This is a genomic window from Streptomyces sp. NPDC006529, assembly GCF_040611795.1.
GTDB lineage: Bacteria > Actinomycetota > Actinomycetes > Streptomycetales > Streptomycetaceae > Streptomyces.
The window spans coordinates 23,885-49,500 of sequence record NZ_JBEXPB010000037.1; the positions used below are offsets into that span (position 1 = coordinate 23,885).

Here is a 25,616-nt window from a genome sequence, read left to right on the forward strand (position 1 = left end):
ACAGGACTTCGCCACAGGTTGCGTTACCTGTGCACAGGGAGGACTTGTATCTCAGGGGTGGAGTTGTACGCACCGTTATTACGGTTCGGTAGCGGGGAACCCCTCACCACCGCCCCGGCGGCCCGGCCCCTCAGGGCTCGTCGCGGGGCCGCCGCTTGCCGTCCAGCTCGTCCCACCACTCGTCGGACTTCGGGTCGCCCGAGGGGTCGTCCCACCAGCGGTCGTCCGGGCCGCGCCGGTTCGCCGTCATCGCCGCGACCGGCGGGATCAGCATGGCCACCACGCACAGCGCCACGGCCGCGGGCACCGAGAACAGGCGCACCCACGACCAGGCGGACACGAACAGGAACAGGCATCCGCCCATGAGGAGGAAGTAGCCGCGCCGGCGCCGGGCGTACATGCCCCAAGGATAGGACCGGATCCGGGGGCCGCCCAGTGCTCCGGACGGCACGGAGGGCCGCACCCCGTTCCAGTGGCGTCCAACCCCCTGGGGTGCGGCCCTCCGGCCGGTCATGCGGTACGCGGTGCTCAGACCGCGATGGCCACGTCCGTCACGCCACCGGTCTCGGCGACGACGACCGTGCGGTCCGCCTTGGCCCCCGGGACCAGCGCCCGCAGGGTCCAGGTGCCTTCGGCGGCGTAGAAGCGGAACTGGCCGGTCGCCGAGGTCGGCACCTCGGCGGTGAACTCACCGGTCGAGTCCAGCAGGCGGACGTAGCCGGACACCGGCTCGCCGCCCTGGGTGATCTGACCCTGGATGGCCGTCTCGCCCGGCTTGAGCGTGTCGAGGGAGGGCCCGCCGATCTGTGCTCCACACATGTTCTCTGTCCTGTCCTAGAGAGGTCGTACGCGCGTACGTGCTGCGGCCGTACGGGATTACTTGTTGGCGCCCAGCTCGATCGGCACGCCGACCAGCGAGCCGTACTCGGTCCACGAGCCGTCGTAGTTCTTGACGTTCTCCTGGCCCAGCAGCTCGTGCAGCACGAACCAGGTGAGCGCGGAGCGCTCACCGATGCGGCAGTACGCGATGGTGTCCTTCGCCAGGTCGACCTGCTCGGCCTGGTAGAGGGCCGTCAGCTCCTCGTCCGACTTGAAGGTGCCGTCGTCGTTGGCGTTCTTCGACCACGGGATGTTGCGGGCGCTCGGCACGTGGCCGGGGCGCTGCGACTGCTCCTGCGGGAGGTGCGCCGGGGCGAGCAGCTTGCCGCTGAACTCGTCGGGCGAGCGCACGTCGACCAGGTTCTTCGAACCGATCGCCGCCACGACGTCGTCGCGGAAGGCGCGGATCGAGGAGTCCTGCGGCTTGGCCTTGTACTGGGTGGCCGGGCGCTGCGGGACCTCGGAGCCGTCGACCAGGTCGCGGGAGTCGAGCTCCCACTTCTTGCGGCCGCCGTCGAGCAGGCGGACGTCCTCGTGGCCGTAGAGCTTGAAGTACCAGTAGGCGTAGGACGCGAACCAGTTGTTGTTGCCGCCGTAGAGGACGACCGTGTCGCCGTTGGCGATGCCCTTGGCCGAGAGGAGCTTCTCGAAGCCCTCCTGGTCCACGAAGTCGCGGCGCACCGGGTCCTGGAGGTCGCGCTGCCAGTCGATGCGGACGGCGTTCGTGATGTGGTTCTTGTCGTAGGCGGACGTGTCCTCGTCCACCTCGACGACGACGACGTTCGCGTCGTTCAGGTGGGCCTCGACCCAGTCGGCGTCTACGAGGACGTCGCTGCGGCTCATGGTGTTCTCCTCCGGGCAGTGTGCGGCGGGGCGGTGCGGGTGCTGCGGGGTGCGGTGGCGCTGCGTCGGCCGGTGCGGTGGCGCTTCGGCGCGGGTCCGGGTGCGCTCGGACGTCCCGCGCGGGGAGGCGGGGGAACGGGAGGCAGGTGCGGTCACGCCGGGAGGGCCGTCGTCCGGCCGGAGGGGAGCGGGTCGCTCAGAAAGGGCGACAGAGCATGGCGGCGACGCGACACAGGTCAACTGCCCGTCGCTTCGTGAGGTCCGCCTGCTGATGCTTCATAGCCATGGATCGTAGGGACGAATCGGCCGCCCTGTCACCGGCGTGTCATATGTCGAGACAGGATCGTCCGCATAGTGGGATACGGATCCTGCGCACCCCCTCCGGGAGGGCCCCGGGACCCCTTCGGAGCAGGGCGGAAGGCCCGATCCGCCGCGGACCGGACCTTCCCGTCTCACGATCCGGCCAGCACCACGTCCGAGCCGTCCACCGTGAGGTGCACGCCGCTCGCGTCGGAGGTCAGCGCGGAGAGCTTCAGCCCGGCCGGCAGACCGCTGTCCAGCCGGCGGTCGAAGTCGGTCCGCTTGCGGACCAGGGACTCCACGCCGGGGATGCCCTCACCGGGCACCTCGTCGGCGTGCACCCGCACCGTCGTGCCGTCCACCAGGCTGATCGTGGAGACCACGCTGCGCGTGAGGGTCCGGCCCAGCACCTCGACGGAGGCGGTCACCTTCACCTTGCCCGGGGCCCCGCCGTAGGCGACGGTGACCCCGTTCTGCGAGGCCTCGGTCAGGTCCGCGTAGGTGATCAGCGCGGAGCCGTCGGCCCGCGCCGCCTTGCCGCCGGTGTAACCGCTGTTCAGCTTCACGTCGTGGAAGCGCGCGGCCAGTTCGGATATCCGGACCTTGCGGCCGTCGGGGCCCGGGGCCGAGACCCCGCGCAGCTTCACGTCCACCTGCTCCAGGCGGTAGTCCAGCGCCTGGGTCAGGAACGGGAAGCCGTGGATGTCCACGTCCGTCTCCCCGGCCAGGCCGCGGCCCGCCTGCACCTTGGCGGCCAGCTCGTCCTCGGCGTAGCCGACCGCCAGCCGGTCGGCGCCCGCGAGGAGCCCGCCCAGCACCACCGCGATGATCACAATCGTCCGCAGGAAACGCACGCTCCCACTCCCCCTACTAATCGGTACGTGCGTTCTAGTTGACCACGACCGGGTCCGGCCGGGCTCAGCCGACCACCCGCCCGATCAGGTAGACCGCGGGCGCCGCGGCGGCCAGCGGCAGCGCGACACCGGCCGTCATGTGGACGAACTTCGACGGGTAGTCGTACGCCGCCACCCGCAGCCCGACCAGCGCGCACGCGCCGGCCGCCAGGCCCAGCAGGGCGCCTCCGGCGCCGATCGCGGTCAGCCCGCCGACCGCGATGCCGGCGCCGGCCGCGGCAACCAGCGAGACCACCACGGAGGGCGTGGCGGGCAGCGGCAGGGCCCGCGCGAAGACGGCCACCGCGACCGCGGCCGCGCCCACGCTGACGGCCGCCGGATCGGCGGCCAGGTACCCGGCGCAGACGATCGCGAGGGCGGCCGAGGCCACCGAGGCCATCAGCCCGTACATCCGCTCGTCCGGGTCGGCGTGGCTGCGCAGCTGGAGCACGAGGGTCAGCAGCACCCACGCGCCCAGCGTCCCGATGATCGCGCCCGGCCCGTCCGGGCGCCCCAGCGCGAGGACGGCGGCGTCCGCGGCCAGCGCTCCGGCGAAGGCCAGGGCGATGCCCTGGCGGGCGGGCCACATGCCGTTCAGCCGGAACCAGCCCGCAGCGGTGAGCGCCTGGAGCGCGACGAGCGGGACCACCAGCCCGAAGCGGCCGACGGCGGCGGCCCCGGCCAGCAGCAGCCCGAGCGCGGCGGTCAGCACGGCCGCCTGCGGACCCGGATCGATGATCGGCGAGCGCCCCTCGGCGCGGGCCTGGGCCGGGTCCACGACGCGGGTGCTGCCGCCGAGGGTGGGCGGGGAGTACGCGGCGGACCCGGTCGGCGCAGGGGTCTGCGCGCCCGTGGCGGCCGCCCCGGCGACCGCGTCCCCGGGGAAGGGCGGGAGGTAGGCGGTCCGCTCCGCCGCGCCCTCGGCGGCGGCCGGCCCGGCCACGCCGGGCCAGGAGGCGCCCGCGCCGGGCTCCTGGTGGCCCTGCGCGCCCTGCGCGCCCTGCGACCAGTCGGGGGCCGGGTCGGGCGCGCGGTGCTGACCCTGGGGCCGGACCTGGTGCGGGGGCTGCTGCGCGGGGTGGGCCGCCTGGTCGGCCGACTGGGCCGGCCCCGGGGCCCGGTGGCTCTGCCGCTGCGGCTGCTGGACCGGGTGGTCCTCTTCCCGATACGGCGGGAGGTACGCGGTCTCCGCGGCGGACGCCACCGGCTCCTCGCGGTAGGGCGGCAGGTACGCGGTCTCCGCAGCGGATGCCACGGGCTCCTCGCGGTACGGCGGCAGATACGCCGTCTCGGCGACGGCGCCCGCCCCGGAACCGTCCGGCCACGGCACACCGCCCTGGGCGGCGCCCCCCGACCAGTCCGGGGAGGGCGCGGGCGCGGGGTCGGGCGCCCGGTGCTGGCCCCGGCGCTGCGGCTGCGGAGGCTGCTGCGGCTGGTAGGACTGCTGCGGAGGCTGGTGCTGCGGCTGCGGGGCCTCGTCCCGGAACCAGCCCTCCGGAGCCACCGGCTCCGCGGCGGGCTGCGGGTAGGCCTGCTGCTGCTGCTGCTGCGCGGGCGGCTGCGCCCATTCCGGCTGCTCGGGCGGCCGCGGCGCGGCGGCGTTCGGCTGCACCGGCATGTAACTCGTGTCCCAGGTCTCGGACTGCCAGGTCTGGGTTCCGTACGGATCCGCGAAGGGATCCTGCGGCTGCTCGGGCCGCTGCTCCTCGGGCGTGGGCGTGGTCATCGGATCACCCGCCCGCGAACGGCGGCAGCACCTCTACGGTGCCGCCTTCGGTCAGCTCGACGGACTCGTGCGGGCGCAGGCCCACGGGCCGCTCGTCCACCAGGAAGGAGCAGCGCTGCAGCACCCGGGCCAGCTCCCCGGGGTGGCGTTCCCGCACGGCGTCGAGCGCCTCGGCCAGGGTCCGCGCCGAGTACGCCTCCTCCGCCGTCTTGGCCGCGGACTTGGCCGCGGCCCAGTAGCGGATGGTTCCGGTTGCCACTGCAGCTCCTATCGTCGGCTCCGTACCGTCGGGCTCCATGATGGCCCCTCCCGCCCGTAACCCCGGCGTGCCCCCGCGCGCCCCGGATGCGCCCGGGCGGCCCCGCGGGGGTCCACCGATCCGGTGAAACCCGGCGCAACCAGCGGCGGAGGGTGGCGGGGACCACAGGATCCGGGCATGCCGAAGCCGCTGCCCCGGACGGACGGGTGGGCTATGGTGGCATCGCAGAGGATCCGGGCAACGTAGCCCCCGGGTCCTTTTGTGCTTTCAGCACGTTGAACAGCGCGCGAACACAGCACGAGAACACAGCGGGAACAGTGGCGGCACGCGGTCCTCAGGGCGCGGGGACCGGGCCGCCGGCAGTACGACGTACGAAGCAGTGCCGCATGTCCTCGACGGGACCGAGGAGGAACCGACGTGATGGCCCAGCGAACCGTGCACCACCGGCGACACCGCCAGACCCCGGCAGGGGGGTGGCGGCGATGAGTTCACTGCTGCTGCTGACCAACGCCCTCCAGCCGTCCACCGAGGTGCTGCCCGCCCTCGGCCTGCTGCTGCACAGCGTCCGGGTGGCGCCCGCGGAGGGCCCCGCCCTCGTGGACACCCCGGGCGCCGACGTCATCCTCGTCGACGGGCGCCGCGACCTGCCCCAGGTCCGCTCGCTCTGCCAGCTCCTGCGCTCCACCGGCCCGGGCTGTCCGCTGATCCTCGTCGTCACCGAGGGCGGCCTCGCGGCCGTCACCGCCGACTGGGGCATCGACGACGTCCTCCTCGACACCGCCGGTCCGGCCGAGGTCGAGGCGCGGCTGCGCCTCGCCACGGGCCGCCAGCAGCTCGGCTCGGACGACTCGCCGATGGAGATCCGCAACGGCGACCTGTCGGTCGACGAGGCGACGTACTCCGCCAAGCTCAAGGGCCGGGTGCTGGACCTCACCTTCAAGGAGTTCGAGCTGCTCAAGTACCTCGCGCAGCATCCCGGCCGGGTCTTCACCCGCGCCCAGCTGCTCCAGGAGGTCTGGGGCTACGACTACTTCGGCGGCACCCGGACGGTCGACGTCCACGTACGGCGCCTGCGGGCCAAGCTCGGCCCCGAGCACGAGTCGCTGATCGGCACCGTCCGCAACGTCGGCTACCGCTTCGTGACCCCGGAGAAGGTCGAGCGGGCCAACGAGCGGGCCGCCGAGGAGGCCCGGCAGAAGGCCCTCGCCCAGGCGGCCGCCGCCGTGGCCGCCGCGACCGAGCGGGAGGTCCCCCGGATGGCCGACACCGGTCCGCACACCCGGACCCCCGGCCGCCCTGCCCACGGCTAGGTCACCCCGCGTAGACTCCCCCGCGTGGCCAAGGTGACGCGGGACGATGTGGCACGACTTGCGGGAACGTCTACCGCGGTCGTGAGCTACGTCATCAACAACGGACCCCGGCCGGTCGCCCCGGCCACGCGCGAGCGTGTCCTCGCCGCCATCAAGGAGCTGGGCTACCGCCCGGACCGGGTCGCACAGGCCATGGCGTCCCGGCGGACCGACCTCATAGGCATGATCGTCCCCGATGCCCGGCAGCCGTTCTTCGCGGAGATGGCGCACGCGGTCGAACAGGCCGCGGCCGAGCGCGGAAAGATGGTCCTGGTCGGCAACTCCGACTACCGGGACGAGCGCGAGGTGCACTACCTGCGCGCGTTCCTCGGCATGCGGGTCTCCGGGCTGATCCTGGTCAGCCAGGGCCCCAGCGAGCGCGCCGCCGCCGAGATCGAGGCCTGGGACGCGCGGGTGGTGCTGCTGCACGAGCGCCCCGAGGCGATCGACGACGTCGCCGTCGTCACCGACGACATCGGCGGCGCCCAGCTCGCCACGCGGCACCTGCTGGAGCACGGCCACGCGTACGTCGCCTGCCTCGGCGGCGTCGAGAACACCCCCGAGGTCGGCGACCCGGTCGCGGACCACGTCGAGGGCTGGCGGCGGGCCATGCGGGAATCCGGGCGCCCGACCGAGGGCCGGCTGTTCCAGGCCCCGTACAACCGCTACGACGCCTACCGGGTCGCGCTGGAGATCCTGGCCGGGCCGCAGCGCCCTCCGGCGATCTTCTGCGCCACCGACGACCAGGCCATCGGGGTGCTGCGGGCCGCGCGCGAGCTGCGGATCGACGTGCCCGGGGAGCTGGCCGTGGCCGGCTTCGACGACGTGAAGGAAGCCGGGCTGACGGACCCGCCGCTGACCACCGTCGCCTCGGACCGCCCGGCGATGGCCCGGGCCGCGGTGGACCTGGTCCTGGACGACGCCTTGCGCGTCGCGGGGTCCCGGCGGGAGCGGCTGAAGCAGTTCCCCTCAGCTCTGGTCATCCGCCGCTCCTGCGGCTGCCGCTGACCCCGGCGCACCCCTCCCGGCGCCGTACGGCCGTCGGCCTTATATCGGGCATACACGGTTCTGTCGGGCTTCTCAGCGGAGACTCAGGAAGCTCTCATGATCCCGGCGCAGAGTCGTCTCCATGACCGACAGCTTCCGCCGCGAAGGCGACCCGCAGGAGAACGGCCCCCACCAGGACGCGCCCTTCGGCGAGTCCCGGCAGCAGGGTCACGACCGACCGGCGCACGGCGCCCGGGACGCCGGCGCGTACCCGCCGCCGCCCGTCCACCCCCCGACCGCCCCCGGAGCCCCGTACGCGGCTTCCGCGCCCGGCTGGTTCGAGGCGCACGAGCCGCAGCCCCCGTTCCCCGGGCATGCGCACGCCGCGGGCCCCGCGGCCGCCGGCCACGCCCGCCCCCGCCGCCCCTTCGCCCTGCTCACCGCGGTCGCCCTGGTGGCGGCGCTCGTCGGCGGCGGCACCTCCGCCGGGATCCAGCAGTACCTGAGCCACCGCGACGGCGCGCAGAGCGCCGTCAACGGCTCCCCCGTCTCGCAGTCCACCATCGGCACCGTCGCGGGCGTCGCCGAGCAGGTCAGCCCCTCGGTCGTGCGGATCGACACGACGACCGCGGCGGGCCAGGGCACCGGCTCAGGCGTCGTCGTCACCGCAGACGGCGAGATCGTCACCAACAACCACGTCGTCAGCGGCGCCGCCGAGGTCCAGGTGACGATGAGCGACGGCAAGAAGTACCGGGCGAAGGTCCTCGGCACCGACCCCGACAAGGACCTCGCGCTGATCAAGCTGAACGGCGCGAGCGGCCTCAAGCCCGCCCGGTTCGCCAACTCCGACACCGTCCGGGTCGGCGACCAGGTCGTCGCGATCGGCTCCCCCGACCGGCTCACCGGCACCGTCACCAGCGGCATCGTCTCGGCGCTGAACCGCGAGGTCAACGTGCCCAAGTCGGAGCAGCAGGCCCCGCAGGGCCAGCGCGGGCAGGGCGGCGGCGGCAGCTGGCCGTTCTCCTACGGCGGCCGCCAGTTCAACGGCACCACCGGCCAGAACACCACCTCGTACAAGGCCATCCAGACCGACGCCTCGCTCAACCCCGGCAACTCCGGCGGCGCGCTCGTCAACATGAACGGCGAGATCGTCGGGATGCCCTCCGCGATCTACTCGCCGTCCAGTGACAGCTCCGGCGCGGGCAGCGTCGGCCTCGGCTTCGCCATCCCCGGCAACACCGTCAAGGCCGACCTGGACTCCCTGCGCAAGGGCGGCCCCGGCGGCGCCGGAAGCGCCGACGGCGGCAACGGGACCGCCACCGACGGCGCGGCCGACGGCTTCGGCACCTCCTACTGACCGCGCCCCGCGCACCGGCCCCGCCCGCGCCGGCCGCCGTGGCAGGCTGGAGCCGGCCGCCGCACCACCGAACGACGACTTGGGGAGCCCCACGATGAATCCCGCCGAAGGCGAAGCGCGCGTACTCGTCGTGGACGACGAACCGGCCGTCCGCGAGGCCCTGCGCCGCAGCCTCGCCTTCGAGGGGTACGGCACCGAGACCGCCGTCGACGGGCTCGACGCCCTGGAGAAGGCCGCCGCGTACGCCCCGGACCTGATCGTCCTGGACATCCAGATGCCCCGCATGGACGGCCTGACGGCGGCCCGGCGGCTGCGCGCCGCCGGCTCGGTCACCCCGATCCTCATGCTGACCGCCCGCGACACCGTCGGCGACCGGGTCACCGGCCTGGACGCGGGCGCCGACGACTACCTGGTCAAGCCCTTCGAGCTGGACGAGCTCTTCGCCCGGGTCCGCGCGCTGCTGCGCCGCAGCTCCTACGCCGCGGCCGCCGACTCCCCGGCCGCCGCCGAGGACGTCCTGACCTTCGGCGACCTGCGCATGGACCTGGCCACCCGCGAGGTGACCCGGGCCGGGCGCGCCGTCGAGCTGACCCGCACCGAGTTCACCCTGCTGGAGATGTTCCTGGCGCACCCGCGCCAGGTCCTCACCCGCGAGCAGATCCTGAAGGCCGTCTGGGGCTTCGACTTCGAACCCAGCTCCAACTCCCTGGACGTGTACGTGATGTACCTGCGCCGCAAGACCGAGGCGGGCGGCGAGCCGCGCCTGGTGCACACCGTCCGCGGGGTCGGCTACGTACTGCGCGCCACCGTCTCCGGCGACAGCGGCGGGCCCGAATGAGTCCGGCCGCCAGATTCCGCGGGCTGCCGCTGCGCTCGCGCCTGGCCCTGCTCGTCGCCGTCGCCGTGGCCCTCGCCGTGGCGGCGGTCGCGGGCGTGTCCTGGGTGATGGTCCGCACCCAGCTCAGCGACCAGCTCGACCGCTCCCTGATGTCCACCAACGTCAGCGGACAGGTGGTCCGGTCGCTGCGCGAAGGCTGCGTGCTGCGGCCGCCGGAGCCCGCGCAGCAGATCGCGGGGAACCTGAACGCGACCGTACAGATCGTCCTCGCCGACGGCACCCGGTGCTGGATCGGCGGGCTGGCCAACCTCCCGGTCACCAAGGCCGACCGCGCGGTCGCGGGCGACGTGGGGGCCCGGCCCATCCTGCACGACGTGACCACCCCGGACGGCGTGGGCATGCGCGTCTACACGATGCAGAGCAACCCCGGCGGACCCTCCTTCGCCGTCTCCGTCGCCAAACCGCTCGCCGACATCGACAAGCCGCTGTCCACCCTGGCCTGGGTGCTGCTGCTCGTCGCCGGCGTCGGCGTGGTCGGCGCGGGCGCGGCCGGGCTGTGGGTGGCCCGTACCGGCCTGCGGCCCGTCGACGAACTGACCGGCGCCGTCGAGCACATCGCCCGCACCGAGGACCTCACCGTCCGCATCCCCGACACCGGCGACGACGAGATCGCCCGGCTCTCGCGCTCCTTCAACTCGATGACCAGCGCCCTGGCCTCCTCCCGGGACCGGCAGGCCCAGCTGATCGCCGACGCGGGCCACGAATTGCGCACCCCGCTCACCTCGCTGCGCACCAACATCGAGCTGCTCGTGCGCAGCGAGGACACCGGCCGGGCCATCCCGCCGCAGGACCGCAAGGAGCTGCTCGCCTCGGTGAAGGCGCAGATGACCGAACTGGCCTCGCTCATCGGCGACCTCCAGGAGCTCTCCCGCCCCGACGCCGCGTCCCCCGGCCCGCTCCAGGTCGTCGCCCTGCACGACATCGCGGGCAACGCCCTGTCGCGGGCGCGTCTGCGCGGCCCCGAGCTGACCTTCACCGCCGACCTGGAGCCCTGGTACGTCCGCGGCGAGGCCCCCGCCTTGGAGCGGGCGCTGGTCAACATCCTGGACAACGCGGTCAAGTTCAGCCCGCCCGGCGGCGCCGTCGCGCTCACGCTGCGGGCGGGCGAGCTGACCGTACGGGACCACGGGCCCGGCATCCCCGACGAGGACCTCCCGCACGTCTTCGACCGGTTCTGGCGCTCCCCCTCGGCCCGCGCCCTGCCCGGCAGCGGGCTGGGCCTGTCCATCGTGGCCCGCACGGTGCAGCGCACCGGCGGCACCGCCGAGCTGCGGGCGGCGCCGGGCGGCGGCCCGGGCACGGAGGCGGTCCTGCGCTTCCCGGGCGCCCCGGCCCCGCCGCCGCGCTTCCCGGCGGCCGGGGACGCGGAGGCGGGCGCCGACGGGGACGCGGACGGCTCAGGCGGGGTTGTGCCGGATCAGTGAGGCGACCAGCCCGGAGCGGGTGTTCGGGAAGTCCATGGGCACGATCCCCAGCCCGGTCCGCCCGGCCAGTTCCCCGCCGTCCACGAAGGACTGCACCTGGGGATTCAGCCGGTCGGAGTTCCAGCGCGGCGGCAGGCCCGCGGCGGTGCTGGTGTAGTTCATGAAGAGCTTGCCGGGCTGCTGCACCGACCTGCGGAACTGCGTCTCGATCCGGGTGCGCTTGGCGAACGGCTCGGCCTGGTAGTCGTCCTGGATGTCGAAGACCGCGCCGTCGCCGTAGCGCAGGCCCGGCAGCCCGCCGTTGTCGGCGAGCAGCACCACCTTGCCGCGGGCCTGTCCGAGCGAGGTGGGCAGCGCGTCGGCGATCCGGAACAGGGGCCGCCAGCCACGGTGGTCGAGGTAGTCGTCGAAGACGGCGCGGAAGGTCGCGTCGCTCTCCTCGGAGTACTCCTGCTTGACCCGCATCAGCACCGTCTCGGTGGGGCGCGCGGCCAGGAAGTTCCAGCAGGCCACCAGCACGTCGCCGAACATCAGGTTCTGGAAGAACGCGCCGTGGTGGATGGCGAAGGAGCCCCCGGTGACCCGGCAGCGCACGTCGAGGAAGCGGATCCCGGAGTCGAGCTGCTCGGCTATGGAGGTGTTCTGGCAGGCGACGTACAGGCCGCCCTGCCGGGCGCCGGAGTCGTGCGTGCCGGGGACCGTCATCCGCTGGAGCGGGGTGGCGTCGGGCACCCCGGCCATCCAGTCCTGCGTTGCGAGGGCCGCCGCCGAGGCGGTGGCCGCCGGTCCGAGGAGCCCGGTGAGCGTCATGCCCGCCGCCACCGCCGCCGCCCCGGCCAGGAACCTCCGCCGGTCCGTTCCCGCTGCCTCGCCCATGCCCATGCCCGCCCCTTCGCCGACCCAGTGGTGGCCCGGATTATGGCGTGCGGAGCCCGGCATTGCTACCCACGGGTAAGCACGGAAACGCGAAGGGGCGGCGAGCCCAACGGCCCGCCGCCCCGCGCGAGTTGCCCGCGCGACCTACTGGACGACCGTGATCCGGTCGGCCGCCGGCGGCGCCAGCGGCGCCTCCTGGGTCGCGTGCTGCGCCAGGTAGGCGTTGAAGCAGTCCAGGTCGGACGCGCCCACCAGCTTGTTCTTGTGCTCCTTCAGGACGGTGAAGCCGTCACCGCCGCCCGCGAGGAACTCGTTCATCGCGACCCGGTAGGTCTTCGCCGGGTCGAGGGCCGCGCCGTTCAGCTTCACCGAGTCCACGACGATCCGGTCCGCGCCCGTCTTCGTCGTGTCCAGGGTGTAGGTGAAGCCCTTCGACACCTGGAGGATCTTCGGGTTCGCGCCGTTCACCGGGCCGCTGACCTGCTGCTGGAGCGCGGTGATGAGCTGCGCACCGGTCAGGTCCACGACGTTCATCATGTTGGTGAAGGGCTGCACCGTGTACGACTCGCCGTAGGTCACGACCCCGTCGCCCTCGGCGCCCGCGGCCTTGTAGGCCAGGTCCGCGCGGATGCCGCCCGGGTTCATGACGGCCAGCTGCGCGCCGCCCTTGTCCGCCGGGGCCAGCGCCTCCAGCTGCGCGTCGGCGATCACGTCACCGAGCGGCTTCTCGAAGGCGGCGGAGCCGCGGCCCGCGATGTCCGCCGCGATGAACCCCTGCGGACGGCTCGCGATGGGCGCCGCGAGGGTGTTCCAGCGCTCGATCAGCTCGCTCATGTCCGCGGCCTTGGCCTGGTCGCGGGTGACGACCTTGTTGAGCGGCTTCGGCGCACTGAGCGGCGTACGGACGATGTCCTTGGTCTGCCGGTCGTAGGTCAGCGTGGTGTCCGTGAACACCCGGCCGTAGGACGCGGCGGAGGTGACCATGCGCGGGTTGCCCGCCGGGTCGGGGATGGTGCAGGCGTAGGCCTGGTGCGTGTGGCCGGTCACCAGGGCGTCGACCTTCGGGTCCACGTTCTTGGCGATGTCCACGATCGCGCCGGAGATCCCGGCGCCCGCGCCCGGCGCGTCGCAGTCGTAGTTGTACGCGCCACTGGCGGGCAGGCCGCCCTCGTGGACCAGCGCGACGATGGACTTGACGCCCTGCCGGTTCAGCTCCTCGGCGTACTTGTTGATCGTCTCGACCTCGTCACCGAACTTCAGGCCCTTGACGCCCTCGGCGGTCACGACGTCCGGGGTGCCCTCCAGGGTGACGCCGATGAAACCGATCTTCACGTCCCCCTTCTTCCAGATGAAGGTGGGCGACATCAGCGGACGCTTCGTCTTCTCGTCCGTCACGTTCGCCGCGAGGTACGGGAACCGCGCCCCGGTGAAGGTCTTGCCGTACTCGTAGCAGCCGTCGACCGGGTGGCAGCCGCCGTACGCCATGCGGCGCAGCTCGGTCTTCCCCTCGTCGAACTCGTGGTTGCCGACGCTCGTGACGTCGAGGCCGAGCTTGTTCATCGCCTCGATGGTCGGCTCGTCGTGGAAGAGCCCCGACAGCAGCGGGCTGGCGCCGATCATGTCACCGGCGGCGGCGGTGACGGAGTACTCGTGCCCCTTGCGGGCCTCGCGCAGGCTGGTGGCGAGGTACTCGACACCGCCCGCCGGTATGGACTTGGTGGTGCCGTCGGCCTGACGCTCGCTCACGCTGCCGGAGGAGCCCTGCGGCGCCTCCAGCGTGCCGTGGAAATCGTTGAAGGACAGCATCTGCACGTCGACGGTGCGGCCCGGGCCGGCACCGCCGCCACTGGCGGCCCCGGCCGGGAGGGCGGCGGCGACCATGGCCCCGGCTCCCGCGGTGAGGGCGAGGGCGGCGAGGGTCAACCGGCGGGCTCGGCGGTGCCGTTGCGGCGTCGCTGACATGTAGTCCCCTTTTGGACAGCGGTACGGACTGGGAGGTGAGCCGCAGCCTATGGTCAACGCGCGTAGCACGACAGGGGGTAACGGGTTGCGAGCCGGTTACGCGCGGGCGTATCCGGTGTGGTTTCGCTCACCCGGACCACCGCGGCGAGGGCCCGCGGGGCACCTGCGGGCGGGGCCGCGGTCGTAGGCTCGTCACATGACTGACGCAGCAGCGGCCCGTGAACCGGGACGGCAGATCGAGACCCTCGACCAACTGACGGAGCAACAGGCCGACGCGGTACTGGAGCTGATCGGGGAAGCGGCCCGTACCGACGGCACCACCGCCGTCTCGGAGCAGGGACGGCTCCAGCTGCGCGGCGGCCGCCGCGCCGGGGTCCGGCACCTGCTGCTGACCGCCGACGGCCGGCTCGCCGGATACGCGCAACTGGAGGACACCGACCCGGTGGAGGCACCCGCCGCCGAACTCGTCGTGCACCCCGCGCTGCGCGGCCGCGGCCACGGCCGGGCGCTGGGCCAGGCCCTGCTCGCCGCCTCCGGCAAGCGGATCCGGATGTGGGCGCACGGCGGCCGCTCCGCCGCCCGCCACCTCGCGCAGGTCCTCGGCCTGACCCTCTTCCGCGAGCTGCGCCAGCTGCGCCGCCCGCTCGGCCCGGACGCCGCCCCGCTCCCCGAGCCGGTCCTGCCCGAGGGCGTGACCGTACGCACCTTCGTGCCCGGCGCCGACGACGCGGCCTGGCTCGCGGCGAACGCGGCGGCCTTCGCGCACCACCCCGAACAGGGCTCGCTGGACCAGCGGGACCTCGACGACCGGATCGCGCAGCCCTGGTTCGACCCCGCGGGCTTCTTCCTCGCCGAACGCGACGGCAAGCTCGTCGGCTTCCACTGGACCAAGGTCCACGCCGAGCAGGGGCTCGGCGAGGTCTACGTCGTCGGCGTCCTGCCCGGCGCCCAGGGCGGCGGCCTCGGCAAGGCGCTGACCGCCGTCGGACTGCGCCATCTGGCCGCATCCGGCCTCCCCACCGCGATGCTCTACGTGGACGCCGACAACCCGGCCGCCCTCGCCGTCTACGAGGGCCTCGGCTTCGTCACCCACGAGGTCGACCTGATGTACCGCACCGAGAGCTGAGCGGCCCGCGAGGACGTCCGGGGCGCGCCCGCGCGCGCCCCGGCACCCCCCGCACCCCCTGCCGCACCAGCCGCACCAGCCGCACCCTGGATGCCACACGCCATTCACCGGCCATTCAGACGCGCTTGCGACTCTCCGGACATGCAGCCTGGACTTCCACCCCCCGCGGACGCTTCCGACGCGCCTGTCCTTCCGCGTGCGCGGAAGAATGGAGTCATGAGCCACAAGCCCGGCGTCAGCCCCACCGAGGTTCCCGTCCAGCACTCCCAGGCCGAGCGGCACGCCCGGCTGGGGTCCATAGCCGCGCACCGCCCGCACGTGGACCTCGAACCCGACCTCGACGCGGATCTCGACGCGTACGAGTTCAAGGACGACGGCGAGCTGCCCGCCAACCGCTTCCTCGACCGCGAGCGCAGCTGGCTCGCCTTCAACGAACGGGTGCTGGAACTCGCCGAGGACCCGGCGACCCCGCTCCTGGAGCGCGCCAACTTCCTCGCGATCTTCGCGAGCAACCTCGACGAGTTCTTCATGGTCCGGGTGGCCGGCCTCAAACGGCGCATCGCCACCGGCGTCGCCACCCGTTCGGCCTCGGGCCTGCAGCCCCGCGAGGTCCTCGACCTGATCTGGACCCGCTCGCGCGAGCTCATGGCCCGCCACGCCGCCTGCTACCAGCAGGACGTGGCCCCCCAGCTCGCCGAAGAGGGCATCCACCTCATCCGCTGGCACGACCTCACCGAGAAGGAGCAGGCGCGCCTCTTCACCCTGTTCCGCAACCAGATCTTCCCGGTGCTCACCCCGCTGGCCGTGGACCCCGCGCACCCCTTCCCGTACATCTCCGGGCTCTCGCTCAACCTCGCCGTCGTCGTCCGCAACCCCGTCAGCGGCCACCGCCACTTCGCGCGCGTCAAGATCCCGCCGCTGCTCTCCCGCTTCCTGGAGGCCTCCCCGCAGCGCTACGTCCCGCTGGAGGACGTCATCGCCGCGCACCTGGAGGAGCTGTTCCCCGGCATGGAGGTGCTGGCGCAGCACAAGTTCCGGGTGACCCGCAACGAGGACCTCGAAGTGGAGGAGGACGACGCCGAGAACCTCCTGCAGGCCCTGGAGAAGGAGCTCATGCGGCGCCGCTTCGGGCCGCCCGTGCGCCTGGAGGTCGAGGAGTCCATCGACGCCGGCGTCCTGGACCTGCTCGTCCAGGAGCTGAAGATCTCCGCGGCCGAGGTCTACCCGCTACCCGGCCCGCTCGACCTGACCGGGCTCTTCGGCGTGGCCTCCCTGGACCGGCCCGAGCTGAAGTACCCCAAGTTCATCGCCGGGACCCACCGCGACCTCGCCGAGGTCGAATCGGCCTCCGCCCCGGACATCTTCGCGGCGCTGCGCGAACGCGACGTGCTCCTGCACCACCCGTACGACTCGTTCTCCACCTCGGTCCAGGCCTTCCTGGAACAGGCCGCAGCCGACCCGGACGTCCTCGCGATCAAGCAGACGCTCTACCGGACCTCGGGCGACTCCCCCATCGTCGACGCCCTCATAGACGCCGCCGAATCCGGCAAGCAGGTCCTCGTGCTCGTCGAGATCAAGGCCCGCTTCGACGAGCAGGCCAACATCAAGTGGGCGCGCAAGCTGGAGGAGTCCGGCTGCCACGTCGTCTACGGCCTGGTCGGCCTCAAGACGCACTGCAAGCTCTCCCTCGTGGTCCGCCAGGAAGGCGAGACGCTGCGCCGCTACGCGCACGTCGGCACCGGCAACTACCACCCCAAGACCGCCCGGCTCTACGAGGACCTCGGCCTGCTCACCGCGGACCCGCAGGTCGGCGCGGACCTCTCCGACCTCTTCAACCGGCTCTCCGGCTACTCGCGCCGCGAGACCTACCGCCGGCTGCTGACCGCACCCAAATCGCTGCGCGACGGCCTCGTCTCCCGGATCGACAAGGAGACCGCCCACCAGAAGGCGGGCCGCCCTGCGTACGTGCGGCTCAAGCTCAACTCGATCGTCGACGAAGCACTGATCGACGCGCTCTACCGGGCCTCGCAGGCGGGCGTGCCGGTCGACATCTGGGTGCGCGGCATCTGCGCCGTGCGCCCCGGCGTCACCGGGCTCTCGGAGAACATCCGGGTCCGCTCCGTCCTCGGCCGCTTCCTCGAACACTCCCGGGTCTTCGCCTTCGCCAACGGCGGCGAGCCCGAGGTGTTCATCGGCAGCGCCGACATGATGCACCGCAACCTCGACCGCCGCATCGAGGCCCTGGTCCGGGTCACCGACCCGGCCCACCGCGCGGCCCTGGACCGGCTGCTGGAGACCGGCATGTCCGATGCCACCTCCTCCTGGCACCTGGGCCCGGACGGGGACTGGACCCGGCACTGCACGGATGCCGAGGGGCAGCCGCTGCGGCACGTACAGGAGATGCTCATAGACGCCCGGAGGCGCCGGCGTGGCTCTGCAAAACCATGACCTGACAGCGGGTACGGCGACGGCGGGCGACGTGCTCGGCGCCTACCTGCGCTCCCAGGCCACCGCCTTCCTGCGCGGGCTGCGCCCGCACGAGGCGGGCGGGGACGCCGCGGACGGCGGGAACGAGGCGGCGCGCGGCCTGCGGGGGGCCGCGCGCCGGCTCGGGGGGACCCTGGCCACCTTCCGGCCGGTCACCGAATCCGCCTGGGCCGACGGCCTGCGCACCGAACTGGTCTGGCTGTCCTCCACCCTGGCCGACGAACACGCCCACGGGGCCCGGCTCACCCGGCTGCTCGACGCGCTGCACCGGCTCTCGGGGGCCCCGGACGTCCCCGCGCCGCGCGGTGCGGCCGGCTCCGGCGCGCTGACCGTGGGCGCGGCCCGCGCGGCCGCCCTGCTGGAACGGCAGCTGACCCTGGCCCGTACGCGCGCCCACTCGGCCACCCTCCAGGCGCTGGGCTCCTCGCGCTTCCACGCGCTGGCCGACGCGGTGGCCTTACTGGCCTCCGAGGTGCCGCTGAGCCCGGTGGCGGCGCGGGGCCGGGCCGAGGAGGTCCTCGTCCCGCTGGCGGCCCTGGCCGAGTCCCGGCTCGCCGCGGCCGTCACCGCCCTGCCGCTGACCCGGGCCGCCCGGCCGTACAACGCCGACGCGCTCATCGACGACACCCGCCAGGACGCGCCCTGGCACGAGGTGCGCCGCCTGCTGCGCGCGCACCGCTACGCGCGGGAGGCCCTGGGCGAGGACGTCACCCGCCTCGCGGCGGCCTGCGGGGCCCTGGACCGCCACCGCGATGCCGCCGAGGCCGCCGCCGCCTCCTCCGCCGCGGCCCGCACCCCCCGCATCGCCCCCGCCACGGCCTACGCCCTGGGCGTCCTCCACGCCGACCAGCGCCACGAGGTGGAAGCCGCCCGCTTCACCTTCCACCACCTCTGGCTCCCAGCCCCGGTCTAACCCCGGCCCCGCCGGCGTTTGAGGCGCCCCCGGAGCCAGTCCCAGCCGAGCCGGACCCCAGCCCATCTCAGCCCCGCCGGCGTTTGAGGCGCCCCCGGTGGGCCCACAAGCGCCAGCGCCCCACCCGGCGGCACGCACCACGGGGACGGCCCTCCGAGTCCGGGTGCAGCCCTCCCGCCCTCCGGGGGCGCCTCAAACGCCGGCGAGGCTGGACATGCCGCGACCCAGCGGAGAACCGGGACGGGCCGCGCCCGGCGAGGCTGGAGTGAGCAGCGGTTTCCGGCCACCCCCCGGCCACGGGCCCCGCACCCCCGCCCCCGAAACCGTCACGGCACAATAACGGCAAGGTAACGGCCCGATACCCCCCGCCCCCGACACCACCACCCACCCCATGCCGTCCGCCACGGTTCACCGTCCGTTCACCCACCCCCGTCGGCCGCTTCACCTGATCTGCCTAATTTCGGAACCACACGGTGCGGACCGCGGCCCGAAGGACCCGGGGACAACCCCAGGCCCAGCAGCCCAGCGCCCCGCACCACCCCGCAGTCCTCTTCGCACGCCGCCCCGACACAGAAAGCGGCCGGCGGCTTCTGGAAGGAACACCCGAAAGTGAAGCTTCAGCGCAACAACCGGCTCCGTGCCTCCGTGCTCGGTGCGCTCGTCGTGTCCGGTGCCCTGGTCCTCACGGCGTGCGGCTCGGACGACAACACCACCAAGGACAACGGCTCCGGTGCGGCGAAGCCCTCCGCCGCCGCCCTTGGCGACGTCAAGTGCGACGACGCCAAGGGCCAGCTCCTCGCTTCCGGCTCCTCCGCCCAGAAGAACGCGGTCGACCTGTGGGTGAAGAACTACATGGCCGCCTGCTCCGGCGTCGAGGTCAACTACAAGTCGATCTCCTCCGGTGAGGGCATCGTCGCCTTCAACCAGGGCACCGTCGGTTTCGCCGGCTCGGACTCGCCGCTGAAGCCCGCCCAGGTCGAGGACTCCAAGAAGGTCTGCACCGGCGGCCAGGGCATCAACCTGCCCATGGTCGGCGGCCCGATCGCCATCGGCTTCAACGTCGCCGGCGTCGACAAGCTCACCCTGGACGCCCCCACCATCGCCGCGATCTTCAACGACAAGATCAAGAAGTGGGACGACGAGGCGATCAAGAAGCTGAACCCGGGCGTCACGCTTCCCTCCACCGCCATCCAGGCCTTCCACCGCTCCGACGACTCGGGCACCACCGAGAACTTCACCAAGTACCTGAAGACCGCCGCGCCCGACGCCTGGAGCTACGAGCCCGCCAAGAAGTGGGCCGCCCCCGGCGGCCAGGCCGCGGGCAGCTCCTCCGACGTCGCCGCCCAGGTGAAGGCCGCCGACGGCGCGATCGGCTACTTCGAGCTCTCCTACGCCAGCTCGCAGAGCATCAAGACCGTCGACGTGAACACGGGCGCCGCGGCCCCGGTCAAGGCCACCGGCGAGAACGCCTCCAAGGCCATCGCCGCCGCCAAGGTCGTCGGCACCGGCGCCGACCTGTCGCTGAAGCTCGACTACGCGACCAAGGCCGAGGGTGCCTACCCGATCGTCCTGGTCACCTACGAGATCGTCTGCGACAAGGGCAACAAGCCCGCGACGCTGAAGACCGTGCAGTCCTTCCTGAACTACACCGCCTCCGACGCGGGCCAGAAGCTGCTCACGGACAACGGCTACGCCCCGATCCCGGCCGAGATCAACACCAAGGTCCGCGAAGTCATCAAGTCGCTCGCCTGATGCCGCGCCCCGCGGCGCCGGCCTCCCCCCGTCCGGGGCGGCCGGCGCCGCGGGGCCCCTCCCCTCCACCCAGGGGAATCCGGTGCACCGCCGCCAGGGGGCCCGCCCCCCACACAGACCGGAAAGACCATGGCTTCCACCACACCCGTCCAGCACGAACCGGCTCCGCCGGTCACGAGGAGCGCGAGGTCCACCGGCCGCGCCGGTGACAAGATCTTCGCGGGGCTCTCCCAGGGCTCCGGCATCCTGCTCCTGGTGATCATGGCGTCGATAGCCGCCTTCCTCACCTACCGCGCGTCGATCGCCCTGTCGGACAACGAGGGCAACTTCCTCACCACCTTCGACTGGGACCCCTCGGCCACGCCCCCCGTCTTCGGCATCGCCGTCCTGCTCTTCGGCACCGTCGTCAGCTCGGTCATCGCGATGGCCATCGCGGTCCCGATCGCCGTCGGCATCGCCCTCTTCATCTCGCACTACGCGCCGCGCAAGCTGGCCGGGCCGCTCGCCTACGTGGTCGACCTGCTGGCCGCCGTGCCGTCGATCATCTACGGCATCTGGGGCGCCCTCGTCCTGGTCCCCTACCTCGGCGGACTGAACCTCTGGCTCGACGAGTACTTCGGCTGGACCTACGTCTTCGAGAAGACCCAGGTCGGCGTCGCCCGCTCGATCTTCACCGTCGGCATCCTGCTCGCGATCATGATCCTGCCGATCGTGACCAGCGTCAGCCGCGAGGTCTTCCTCCAGGTCCCGCGCATGAACGAGGAGGCCGCCCTGGCCCTCGGCGCGACCCGCTGGGAGGTCATCCGGATGTCCGTGCTGCCCTTCGGCCGCTCCGGCATCATCTCCGCCTCGATGCTGGGCCTCGGCCGCGCGCTCGGCGAGACCATGGCCGTGGCGACCGTACTGTCCCCGAGCTTCCTCATCTCCGGGCACCTGCTGAACCCCGGCGGCGGAACGTTCGCACAGAACATCGCCGCGAAGTTCGGCGAGGCCAACGAGTTCGGCCGGGACGCGCTGATCGCCTCTGGACTCGTGCTCTTCCTCCTGACCCTGCTGGTCAACGGCGCGGCCCGGCTGATCATCGCCCGCCGCAAGGACTTCTCGGGGGCGAACGCCTGATGAGCCACGTACTCCAGGACCAGCGCCCCGCCCGGGCCGCCAAGTCCGCCGCCCCCGCCGGCCTCACCCGCGGTGGTCTGCCCCGCTGGGCCCCGGCCGGCATCGCGCTCCTCTCGGTCGTCCTCGGCTGCGCCGCCGGCGCCGTCTTCGGCCTCACCAGCAAGACCCAGTGGGGCCTGCTCGCGGCCCTGCTGTTCGTGGTGATCACGTACACCGCCAGCGCGATCGTCGAGAACCGCCGCCAGGCCAAGGACCGCATCGCGACCTCCGTCGTCTGGGTCTGCTTCGTCCTCGCCGTCGTCCCGCTGGTCTCCCTGCTGTGGACGACGATCGCCCGCGGCATGAAGGCCCTCGACGCGGACTTCCTGAACCACTCGATGAACGGCGTGACCAGCTTCGAGCAGGGCGGCGGCGTCTACCACGCGCTGCTCGGCACCATGGAGCAGGTCGGCCTGGCCACCGCGATCTCGGCCCCCGTCGGCCTGCTGACCGCGGTCTACCTGGTCGAGTACGGCCGCGGCCCGCTCGCCAAGATCGTGACCTTCTTCGTCGACGTCATGACCGGCATCCCCTCCATCGTCGCGGGCCTGTTCATCCTGACGACCTGGAACCTGATGCTCGGCTTCGGCCCCTCCGGCTTCGCCGGTTCGATGGCCCTGTCGATCCTGATGATGCCGGTCGTGGTCCGCTCCACCGAGGAGATGCTCAAGCTCGTCCCGAACGAGCTGCGCGAAGCCGCCCTGGCCCTCGGCGTGCCGAAGTGGCGCATGATCCTCAAGGTGGTCCTCCCCACCGCCATCGGCGGCATCTCCACCGGTGTCATGCTGGCCGTGGCCCGCATCGCCGGCGAGACCGCCCCGATCATGCTGCTGGTCTTCGGTTCGCAGCTGATCAACGGCAACCCCTTCGAAGGCGCGCAGTCCTCGCTCCCCCTCTACATCTGGGAGCAGTACAAGGTCGGCAGTGAAGCCTCCTACGACCGGGCCTGGGCCGCTGCCCTCGTCCTGATCGCCTTCGTCATGATCCTCAATCTGGTGGCCCGCGGCATCGCCCGCTGGAAGGCCCCGAAGACCGGTCGCTGACGCGACTCATGAAAGCGAAGTGACCCCTCATGGCCAAGCGCATCGATGTCAGCGGCCTCTCCGCCTTCTACGGCGGTCACAAGGCCATCGACGACATCTCCATGACCGTCGAGCCCCGCTCCGTGACGGCCTTCATCGGCCCCTCCGGCTGCGGCAAGTCCACCTTCCTGCGGACCCTGAACCGCATGCACGAGGTCACCCCCGGCGGCCGCGTCGAGGGCAAGGTGCTGCTGGACGACGAGAACCTGTACGGCCCCGGCGTCGACCCGGTCGCGGTCCGCCGCACGGTCGGCATGGTCTTCCAGCGCCCGAACCCCTTCCCCACCATGTCGATCTTCGACAACGTGGCGGCGGGCCTGCGGCTCAACGGCAGCTTCAAGAAGTCCGAGCTGAACGAGATCGTCGAGAAGTCCCTCCAGGGCGCCAACCTCTGGAACGAGGTCAAGGACCGCCTGAACAAGCCCGGCTCCGGCCTCTCCGGCGGCCAGCAGCAGCGCCTGTGCATCGCCCGCGCCATCGCGGTCGAGCCCGAGGTCCTGCTGATGGACGAGCCCTGCTCGGCCCTCGACCCGATCTCCACCCTCGCCATCGAGGACCTGGTCGGCGAGCTGAAGGAGCGCTTCACGATCGTCATCGTGACGCACAACATGCAGCAGGCGGCCCGCGTCTCGGACCGCACCGCGTTCTTCAACCTCTCGGCGGTCGGCCAGCCCGGCAAGCTCGTCGAGATCGACGACACGGACCGGATCTTCTCCAACCCGTCCGTCCAGGCCACCGAGGACTACATCTCGGGCCGCTTCGGCTGAGCCGCAGCCCCCTGGATGTCACTGCGTCCTGCGGTGCTGCATGGCGGTGCCACCGCACGGCGAAAGGGCCGGCTCCCCCTGGGTGGGGGGAGCCGGCCCGTTTTCGTACGCGCGCGTGCTAGCCGACGGCCAGGTTCACGAGGAAGAAGCTGACCGCGGCGACCAGGGCCGCGGCCGGCATGGTGATGAACCAGCCCAGGATGATGTTCTTGGCGACGCCCCAGCGGACCGCGTTGACCCGCTTGGTCGCGCCCACGCCCATGATCGCCGAGGTGATCACGTGGGTGGTGGAGATCGGCGCCTGGTACAGGTACGACGCGGTGTACATGATCGACGCGCCCGTCGTCTCCGCCGCGAAGCCCTGCGGCGGGTCGAGCTCGATGATCTTGCGGCCCAGGGTGCGCATGATGCGCCAGCCGCCGGCGTACGTACCGAGCGAGAGCATCACCGCACAGGCGATCTTGACCCAGACCGGGATCGGGTCACCGTCGCTCTGGACATCGGCGATCACCAGGGCCATCACCACGATGCCCATCGTCTTCTGCGCGTCCTGCAGACCGTGGCCGAGGGCCATGGCGGCCGCCGAGACGGTCTGGGCGATCCGGAAACCGCGCTTGGCCTTGTGCGGGTTGGACCTGCGGAACATCCACATGATCGCGACCATCACCAGGTAGCCCACGACCAGGCCGACGACCGGCGAGAGGAACATCGGGATGACGACCTTCTCCAGCACCCCGTGCCAGATGACGCCGATCCCGCCCGCCAGCGCCGCGCCCACCATGCCGCCGAACAGCGCGTGCGAGGAGGACGAGGGCAGGCCGAAGTACCAGGTGACCAGGTTCCAGACGATCGCACCGACCAGCGCGGAGAAGAGGATCCACATCCCCTTGTCGCCGTGCGGGGTCTCGATGAGCCCCTTGCTGACCGTCTTGGCGACCCCGCTGCCGAGGAACGCACCGGCGAGGTTCATCACCGCGGCCATCGCGAGCGCGGCGCGCGGCGTCAGCGCCCGGGTCGAGACCGAGGTCGCGATCGCGTTCGCGGAGTCGTGGAAACCGTTCGTATACGTGAAGCCGAGCGCGACACCGATGGTCACGATCAGCGCAAAGGTGTCCACGAGGTTCAGGACTCCTTGACCGCGATGGTCTCCACCGTGTTCGCGACGTGCTCGAACGCGTCGGCGGCCTCTTCGAGCACGTCGACGATCTGCTTGAGCTTGAGCACCTCCATGGCGTCGTACTTGCCGTTGAAGAGGTGGGCGAGCAGCTTGCGGTGGATCTGGTCGGCCTGGTTCTCCAGCCGGTTGACCTCGATCCAGTACTCGGTGAGGTTCTCCATCGTCCGCAGGTGGGGCATGGCCTCGGCGGTCAGCTCGGCCGCCCGCGCCAGGACCTCGATCTGCTGCTCGACGCCCTTGGGAAGCTCCTCGACCTGGTAGAGGACGACCAGGTCGACCGCCTCTTCCATGAAGTCCATGATGTCGTCGAGGCAGGACGCGAGGTTGTAGATGTCCTCGCGGTCGAACGGCGTGATGAAGGAGGAGTTCAGCTGGTGGAAGATCGCGTGGGTGGCATCGTCCCCCGCGTGTTCGGCCGCCCGCATCCGCTCCGCGATCTCGGCCCGCGCGGACGAATCCGCCCCGAGCAGTTCCATCAGGAGCTTCGAGCCCGTGACGATGTTGTCCGCGGAGGCGGCGAACATGTCGTAGAAGCTCGTCTCCCTGGGGGTCAGACGAAATCGCACGTGAGGTCCTCGGGGTGCATTGGATTCGGTCAGGCTGATGCTAGGCGCATCCTCCAGCCACGGCTAACCGGCGGTTCCCCAGTGTGCTCCATCAGGCAGAGTGAGGCGCGACGGACCCCTGCCACCGCGCGCGGCGGCCGGTATCCTATACCCATGAGGGGTATGCAGACAGGTGCGCAGACACCGGCAGCCCCACCACGGACCACGGGAGGACGCATGACGACCACCGAGGCAGCGGCGGCCGGCCCCGCGCGGGGCGACGCCCCCGACGCCGGCCCCGTGCACGGCTACCACCACCAGAAGGACGAGCACCTCAAGCGCCTGCGCCGGATCGAGGGCCAGATCCGCGGCCTGCAACGGCTCGTCGACGAGGACGTCTACTGCATCGACATACTCACCCAGGTCTCGGCCAGCACGAAGGCCCTCCAGTCCTTCGCGCTCCAGCTGCTCGAAGAGCACCTGCGCCACTGCGTCGCCGACGCGGCCGTCAAGGGCGGCACCGAGATCGACGCCAAAGTGGAGGAAGCGACTAAGGCCATCGCCCGCCTGCTGCGGACCTGACACCGCCGCCCGGACCTACGGGCAGCAGATCGCGCCGAGCACCTCGTCGATCCGGTCCTGGCTGAGCCGCTCCTCGGCGGCGGCGGACGCCGCGATGATCAGCTCACCGCACAGCTCGATCTCGGCGAGCGCCACGAGGTCCTGCACCGTCGTACCGCCTGCGGGAGTCACGCGCGTCACCTCTGTCTGCCGTCACCGGGCATCGGACTGCTCCGCTCTCAGCGTAGGGAGCGCGACTCGCTGCGCGCATGACACGGATGGACCATTTCCGGAT

The 25,616-nt window shown here is 72.2% G+C and carries 25 protein-coding genes; 13 read left to right on the forward strand and 12 right to left on the reverse strand.

Going from position 1 to position 25,616, the window contains the following annotated elements; genetic code table 11:
• Positions 1-130 precede the first annotated feature (130 nt).
• The 7 genes from ABZY31_RS23255 to ABZY31_RS23285 form a co-directional block, all read right to left on the reverse strand.
• The gene (locus ABZY31_RS23255) at positions 131-400 is read right to left on the reverse strand and encodes a DUF3099 domain-containing protein (RefSeq protein WP_356413282.1); all 270 of its coding nucleotides are present in this window, start codon (positions 398-400) and stop codon (positions 131-133) included.
• A gap of 128 nt (positions 401-528) precedes the next feature.
• Entirely contained in the window at positions 529-819 is a 291-nt protein-coding gene (locus tag ABZY31_RS23260; protein WP_330331710.1) for a DUF1416 domain-containing protein, read from the reverse strand.
• A gap of 57 nt (positions 820-876) precedes the next feature.
• Positions 877-1,722, reverse strand: coding sequence for a sulfurtransferase (locus ABZY31_RS23265; protein WP_356413284.1), 846 nt, complete (start codon positions 1,720-1,722; stop codon positions 877-879).
• Between the two features lie 196 nt (positions 1,723-1,918).
• Entirely contained in the window at positions 1,919-2,008 is a 90-nt protein-coding gene (locus tag ABZY31_RS23270) for an Ms5788A family Cys-rich leader peptide (protein WP_356413286.1), read from the reverse strand.
• A gap of 166 nt (positions 2,009-2,174) precedes the next feature.
• A complete protein-coding gene (locus ABZY31_RS23275) occupies positions 2,175-2,876 on the reverse strand; it encodes a DUF2993 domain-containing protein (protein WP_356413288.1) in 702 nt (233 codons plus the stop codon).
• A 64-nt stretch (positions 2,877-2,940) separates the two neighbouring features.
• On the reverse strand, positions 2,941-4,641 hold the full coding sequence (locus ABZY31_RS23280) for a hypothetical protein (protein ID WP_356413290.1): 1,701 nt from the start codon (positions 4,639-4,641) through the stop codon (positions 2,941-2,943).
• A 4-nt stretch (positions 4,642-4,645) separates the two neighbouring features.
• Positions 4,646-4,900, reverse strand: a complete 255-nt coding sequence (locus tag ABZY31_RS23285; RefSeq protein ID WP_356413292.1) for a MoaD/ThiS family protein — start codon at positions 4,898-4,900, stop codon at positions 4,646-4,648.
• Positions 4,901-5,382: 482 nt separating this feature from the next.
• Between ABZY31_RS23285 and ABZY31_RS23290 the strand changes: the two genes are divergently transcribed.
• The 5 genes from ABZY31_RS23290 to ABZY31_RS23310 all read left to right on the forward strand — a co-directional run bounded on the left by ABZY31_RS23290 (position 5,383) and on the right by ABZY31_RS23310 (position 10,915).
• The gene (locus ABZY31_RS23290; RefSeq protein ID WP_356413294.1) at positions 5,383-6,210 is read left to right on the forward strand and encodes a response regulator transcription factor; all 828 of its coding nucleotides are present in this window, start codon (positions 5,383-5,385) and stop codon (positions 6,208-6,210) included.
• A 24-nt stretch (positions 6,211-6,234) separates the two neighbouring features.
• Complete coding sequence (locus tag ABZY31_RS23295; protein ID WP_356413296.1) at positions 6,235-7,257, forward strand: LacI family DNA-binding transcriptional regulator; 1,023 nt, start codon at positions 6,235-6,237, stop codon at positions 7,255-7,257.
• A 121-nt stretch (positions 7,258-7,378) separates the two neighbouring features.
• Entirely contained in the window at positions 7,379-8,593 is a 1,215-nt protein-coding gene (locus ABZY31_RS23300; protein ID WP_356413297.1) for a trypsin-like peptidase domain-containing protein, read from the forward strand.
• Positions 8,594-8,687: 94 nt separating this feature from the next.
• The gene (locus ABZY31_RS23305) at positions 8,688-9,431 is read left to right on the forward strand and encodes a response regulator transcription factor (protein WP_356413299.1); all 744 of its coding nucleotides are present in this window, start codon (positions 8,688-8,690) and stop codon (positions 9,429-9,431) included.
• Positions 9,428-10,915: a HAMP domain-containing sensor histidine kinase gene (locus ABZY31_RS23310; protein WP_356413301.1), complete on the forward strand. Its 1,488-nt coding sequence runs from the start codon at positions 9,428-9,430 to the stop codon at positions 10,913-10,915. The genes ABZY31_RS23305 and ABZY31_RS23310 overlap by 4 nt, the downstream gene beginning before the upstream one ends.
• On the opposite strand, the gene ABZY31_RS23315 is transcribed toward ABZY31_RS23310, so the two are convergent.
• Positions 10,889-11,791, reverse strand: coding sequence for a phosphatidylinositol-specific phospholipase C (locus ABZY31_RS23315; protein WP_356413303.1), 903 nt, complete (start codon positions 11,789-11,791; stop codon positions 10,889-10,891). The two genes, ABZY31_RS23310 and ABZY31_RS23315, sit on opposite strands and share 27 nt — an antisense overlap.
• A 144-nt stretch (positions 11,792-11,935) precedes the next feature.
• Positions 11,936-13,753: a 5'-nucleotidase C-terminal domain-containing protein gene (locus ABZY31_RS23320; protein ID WP_356413305.1), complete on the reverse strand. Its 1,818-nt coding sequence runs from the start codon at positions 13,751-13,753 to the stop codon at positions 11,936-11,938.
• A gap of 196 nt (positions 13,754-13,949) precedes the next feature.
• Here ABZY31_RS23320 and mshD point away from each other — a divergent pair, with 196 nt between their 5' ends.
• The 7 genes from mshD (at position 13,950) to pstB (ending at position 23,038) form a co-directional block, all read left to right on the forward strand.
• A complete protein-coding gene (gene mshD / locus ABZY31_RS23325; RefSeq protein ID WP_356413307.1) occupies positions 13,950-14,879 on the forward strand; it encodes a mycothiol synthase in 930 nt (309 codons plus the stop codon).
• 216 nt (positions 14,880-15,095) lie between these two features.
• Entirely contained in the window at positions 15,096-17,327 is a 2,232-nt protein-coding gene (locus ABZY31_RS23330; RefSeq protein WP_356413309.1) for an RNA degradosome polyphosphate kinase, read from the forward strand.
• Entirely contained in the window at positions 17,308-18,279 is a 972-nt protein-coding gene (locus ABZY31_RS23335) for a CHAD domain-containing protein (RefSeq protein WP_356413311.1), read from the forward strand. The genes ABZY31_RS23330 and ABZY31_RS23335 overlap by 20 nt, the downstream gene beginning before the upstream one ends.
• A gap of 609 nt (positions 18,280-18,888) precedes the next feature.
• Positions 18,889-20,031 (forward strand): phosphate ABC transporter substrate-binding protein PstS, encoded by a 1,143-nt coding sequence (pstS, locus tag ABZY31_RS23340; protein ID WP_356413313.1) that lies wholly within the window; start codon positions 18,889-18,891, stop codon positions 20,029-20,031.
• Positions 20,032-20,160: 129 nt separating this feature from the next.
• Positions 20,161-21,150, forward strand: coding sequence for a phosphate ABC transporter permease subunit PstC (gene pstC / locus ABZY31_RS23345; RefSeq protein ID WP_356413314.1), 990 nt, complete (start codon positions 20,161-20,163; stop codon positions 21,148-21,150).
• Positions 21,150-22,232, forward strand: a complete 1,083-nt coding sequence (gene pstA / locus ABZY31_RS23350) for a phosphate ABC transporter permease PstA (RefSeq protein WP_356413316.1) — start codon at positions 21,150-21,152, stop codon at positions 22,230-22,232. Before pstC ends, pstA begins: the two co-directional genes overlap by 1 nt.
• A gap of 29 nt (positions 22,233-22,261) precedes the next feature.
• Positions 22,262-23,038: a phosphate ABC transporter ATP-binding protein PstB gene (pstB, locus tag ABZY31_RS23355; RefSeq protein WP_356413318.1), complete on the forward strand. Its 777-nt coding sequence runs from the start codon at positions 22,262-22,264 to the stop codon at positions 23,036-23,038.
• Between the two features lie 118 nt (positions 23,039-23,156).
• On the opposite strand, the gene ABZY31_RS23360 is transcribed toward pstB, so the two are convergent.
• Together ABZY31_RS23360 and ABZY31_RS23365 are read right to left on the reverse strand one after the other, a co-directional pair.
• Complete coding sequence (locus tag ABZY31_RS23360) at positions 23,157-24,155, reverse strand: inorganic phosphate transporter (protein WP_356413320.1); 999 nt, start codon at positions 24,153-24,155, stop codon at positions 23,157-23,159.
• Positions 24,156-24,160: 5 nt separating this feature from the next.
• Entirely contained in the window at positions 24,161-24,781 is a 621-nt protein-coding gene (locus tag ABZY31_RS23365; protein ID WP_330331691.1) for a DUF47 family protein, read from the reverse strand.
• A 216-nt stretch (positions 24,782-24,997) separates the two neighbouring features.
• Here ABZY31_RS23365 and ABZY31_RS23370 point away from each other — a divergent pair, with 216 nt between their 5' ends.
• The gene (locus ABZY31_RS23370; RefSeq protein WP_356413322.1) at positions 24,998-25,342 is read left to right on the forward strand and encodes a metal-sensitive transcriptional regulator; all 345 of its coding nucleotides are present in this window, start codon (positions 24,998-25,000) and stop codon (positions 25,340-25,342) included.
• A 15-nt stretch (positions 25,343-25,357) separates the two neighbouring features.
• Here the strand turns inward: ABZY31_RS23370 and ABZY31_RS23375 are convergent, their stop codons facing one another.
• Complete coding sequence (locus ABZY31_RS23375; protein WP_356413354.1) at positions 25,358-25,513, reverse strand: hypothetical protein; 156 nt, start codon at positions 25,511-25,513, stop codon at positions 25,358-25,360.
• Positions 25,514-25,616: the final 103 nt, after the last annotated feature.

Bases quoted from the DNA above. Each gene is read 5' to 3' on its own strand.
- pstC (WP_356413314.1), top strand. From the start codon at position 20,161: ATGGCTTCCACCACACCCGTCCAGCACGAACCGGCTCCGCCGGTCACG.
- ABZY31_RS23320 (WP_356413305.1), bottom strand. From the start codon at position 13,753: ATGTCAGCGACGCCGCAACGGCACCGCCGAGCCCGCCGGTTGACCCTC.
- ABZY31_RS23290 (WP_356413294.1), top strand. From the start codon at position 5,383: ATGAGTTCACTGCTGCTGCTGACCAACGCCCTCCAGCCGTCCACCGAG.
- ABZY31_RS23305 (WP_356413299.1), top strand. From the start codon at position 8,688: ATGAATCCCGCCGAAGGCGAAGCGCGCGTACTCGTCGTGGACGACGAA.
- ABZY31_RS23300 (WP_356413297.1), top strand. From the start codon at position 7,379: ATGACCGACAGCTTCCGCCGCGAAGGCGACCCGCAGGAGAACGGCCCC.
- ABZY31_RS23260 (WP_330331710.1), bottom strand. From the start codon at position 819: ATGTGTGGAGCACAGATCGGCGGGCCCTCCCTCGACACGCTCAAGCCG.
- pstB (WP_356413318.1), top strand. From the start codon at position 22,262: ATGGCCAAGCGCATCGATGTCAGCGGCCTCTCCGCCTTCTACGGCGGT.
- ABZY31_RS23280 (WP_356413290.1), bottom strand. From the start codon at position 4,641: ATGACCACGCCCACGCCCGAGGAGCAGCGGCCCGAGCAGCCGCAGGAT.
- ABZY31_RS23265 (WP_356413284.1), bottom strand. From the start codon at position 1,722: ATGAGCCGCAGCGACGTCCTCGTAGACGCCGACTGGGTCGAGGCCCAC.
- ABZY31_RS23370 (WP_356413322.1), top strand. From the start codon at position 24,998: ATGACGACCACCGAGGCAGCGGCGGCCGGCCCCGCGCGGGGCGACGCC.
- pstA (WP_356413316.1), top strand. From the start codon at position 21,150: ATGAGCCACGTACTCCAGGACCAGCGCCCCGCCCGGGCCGCCAAGTCC.
- ABZY31_RS23315 (WP_356413303.1), bottom strand. From the start codon at position 11,791: ATGGGCGAGGCAGCGGGAACGGACCGGCGGAGGTTCCTGGCCGGGGCG.
- mshD (WP_356413307.1), top strand. From the start codon at position 13,950: ATGACTGACGCAGCAGCGGCCCGTGAACCGGGACGGCAGATCGAGACC.
- ABZY31_RS23255 (WP_356413282.1), bottom strand. From the start codon at position 400: ATGTACGCCCGGCGCCGGCGCGGCTACTTCCTCCTCATGGGCGGATGC.
- ABZY31_RS23270 (WP_356413286.1), bottom strand. From the start codon at position 2,008: ATGGCTATGAAGCATCAGCAGGCGGACCTCACGAAGCGACGGGCAGTT.
- ABZY31_RS23330 (WP_356413309.1), top strand. From the start codon at position 15,096: ATGAGCCACAAGCCCGGCGTCAGCCCCACCGAGGTTCCCGTCCAGCAC.
- ABZY31_RS23310 (WP_356413301.1), top strand. From the start codon at position 9,428: ATGAGTCCGGCCGCCAGATTCCGCGGGCTGCCGCTGCGCTCGCGCCTG.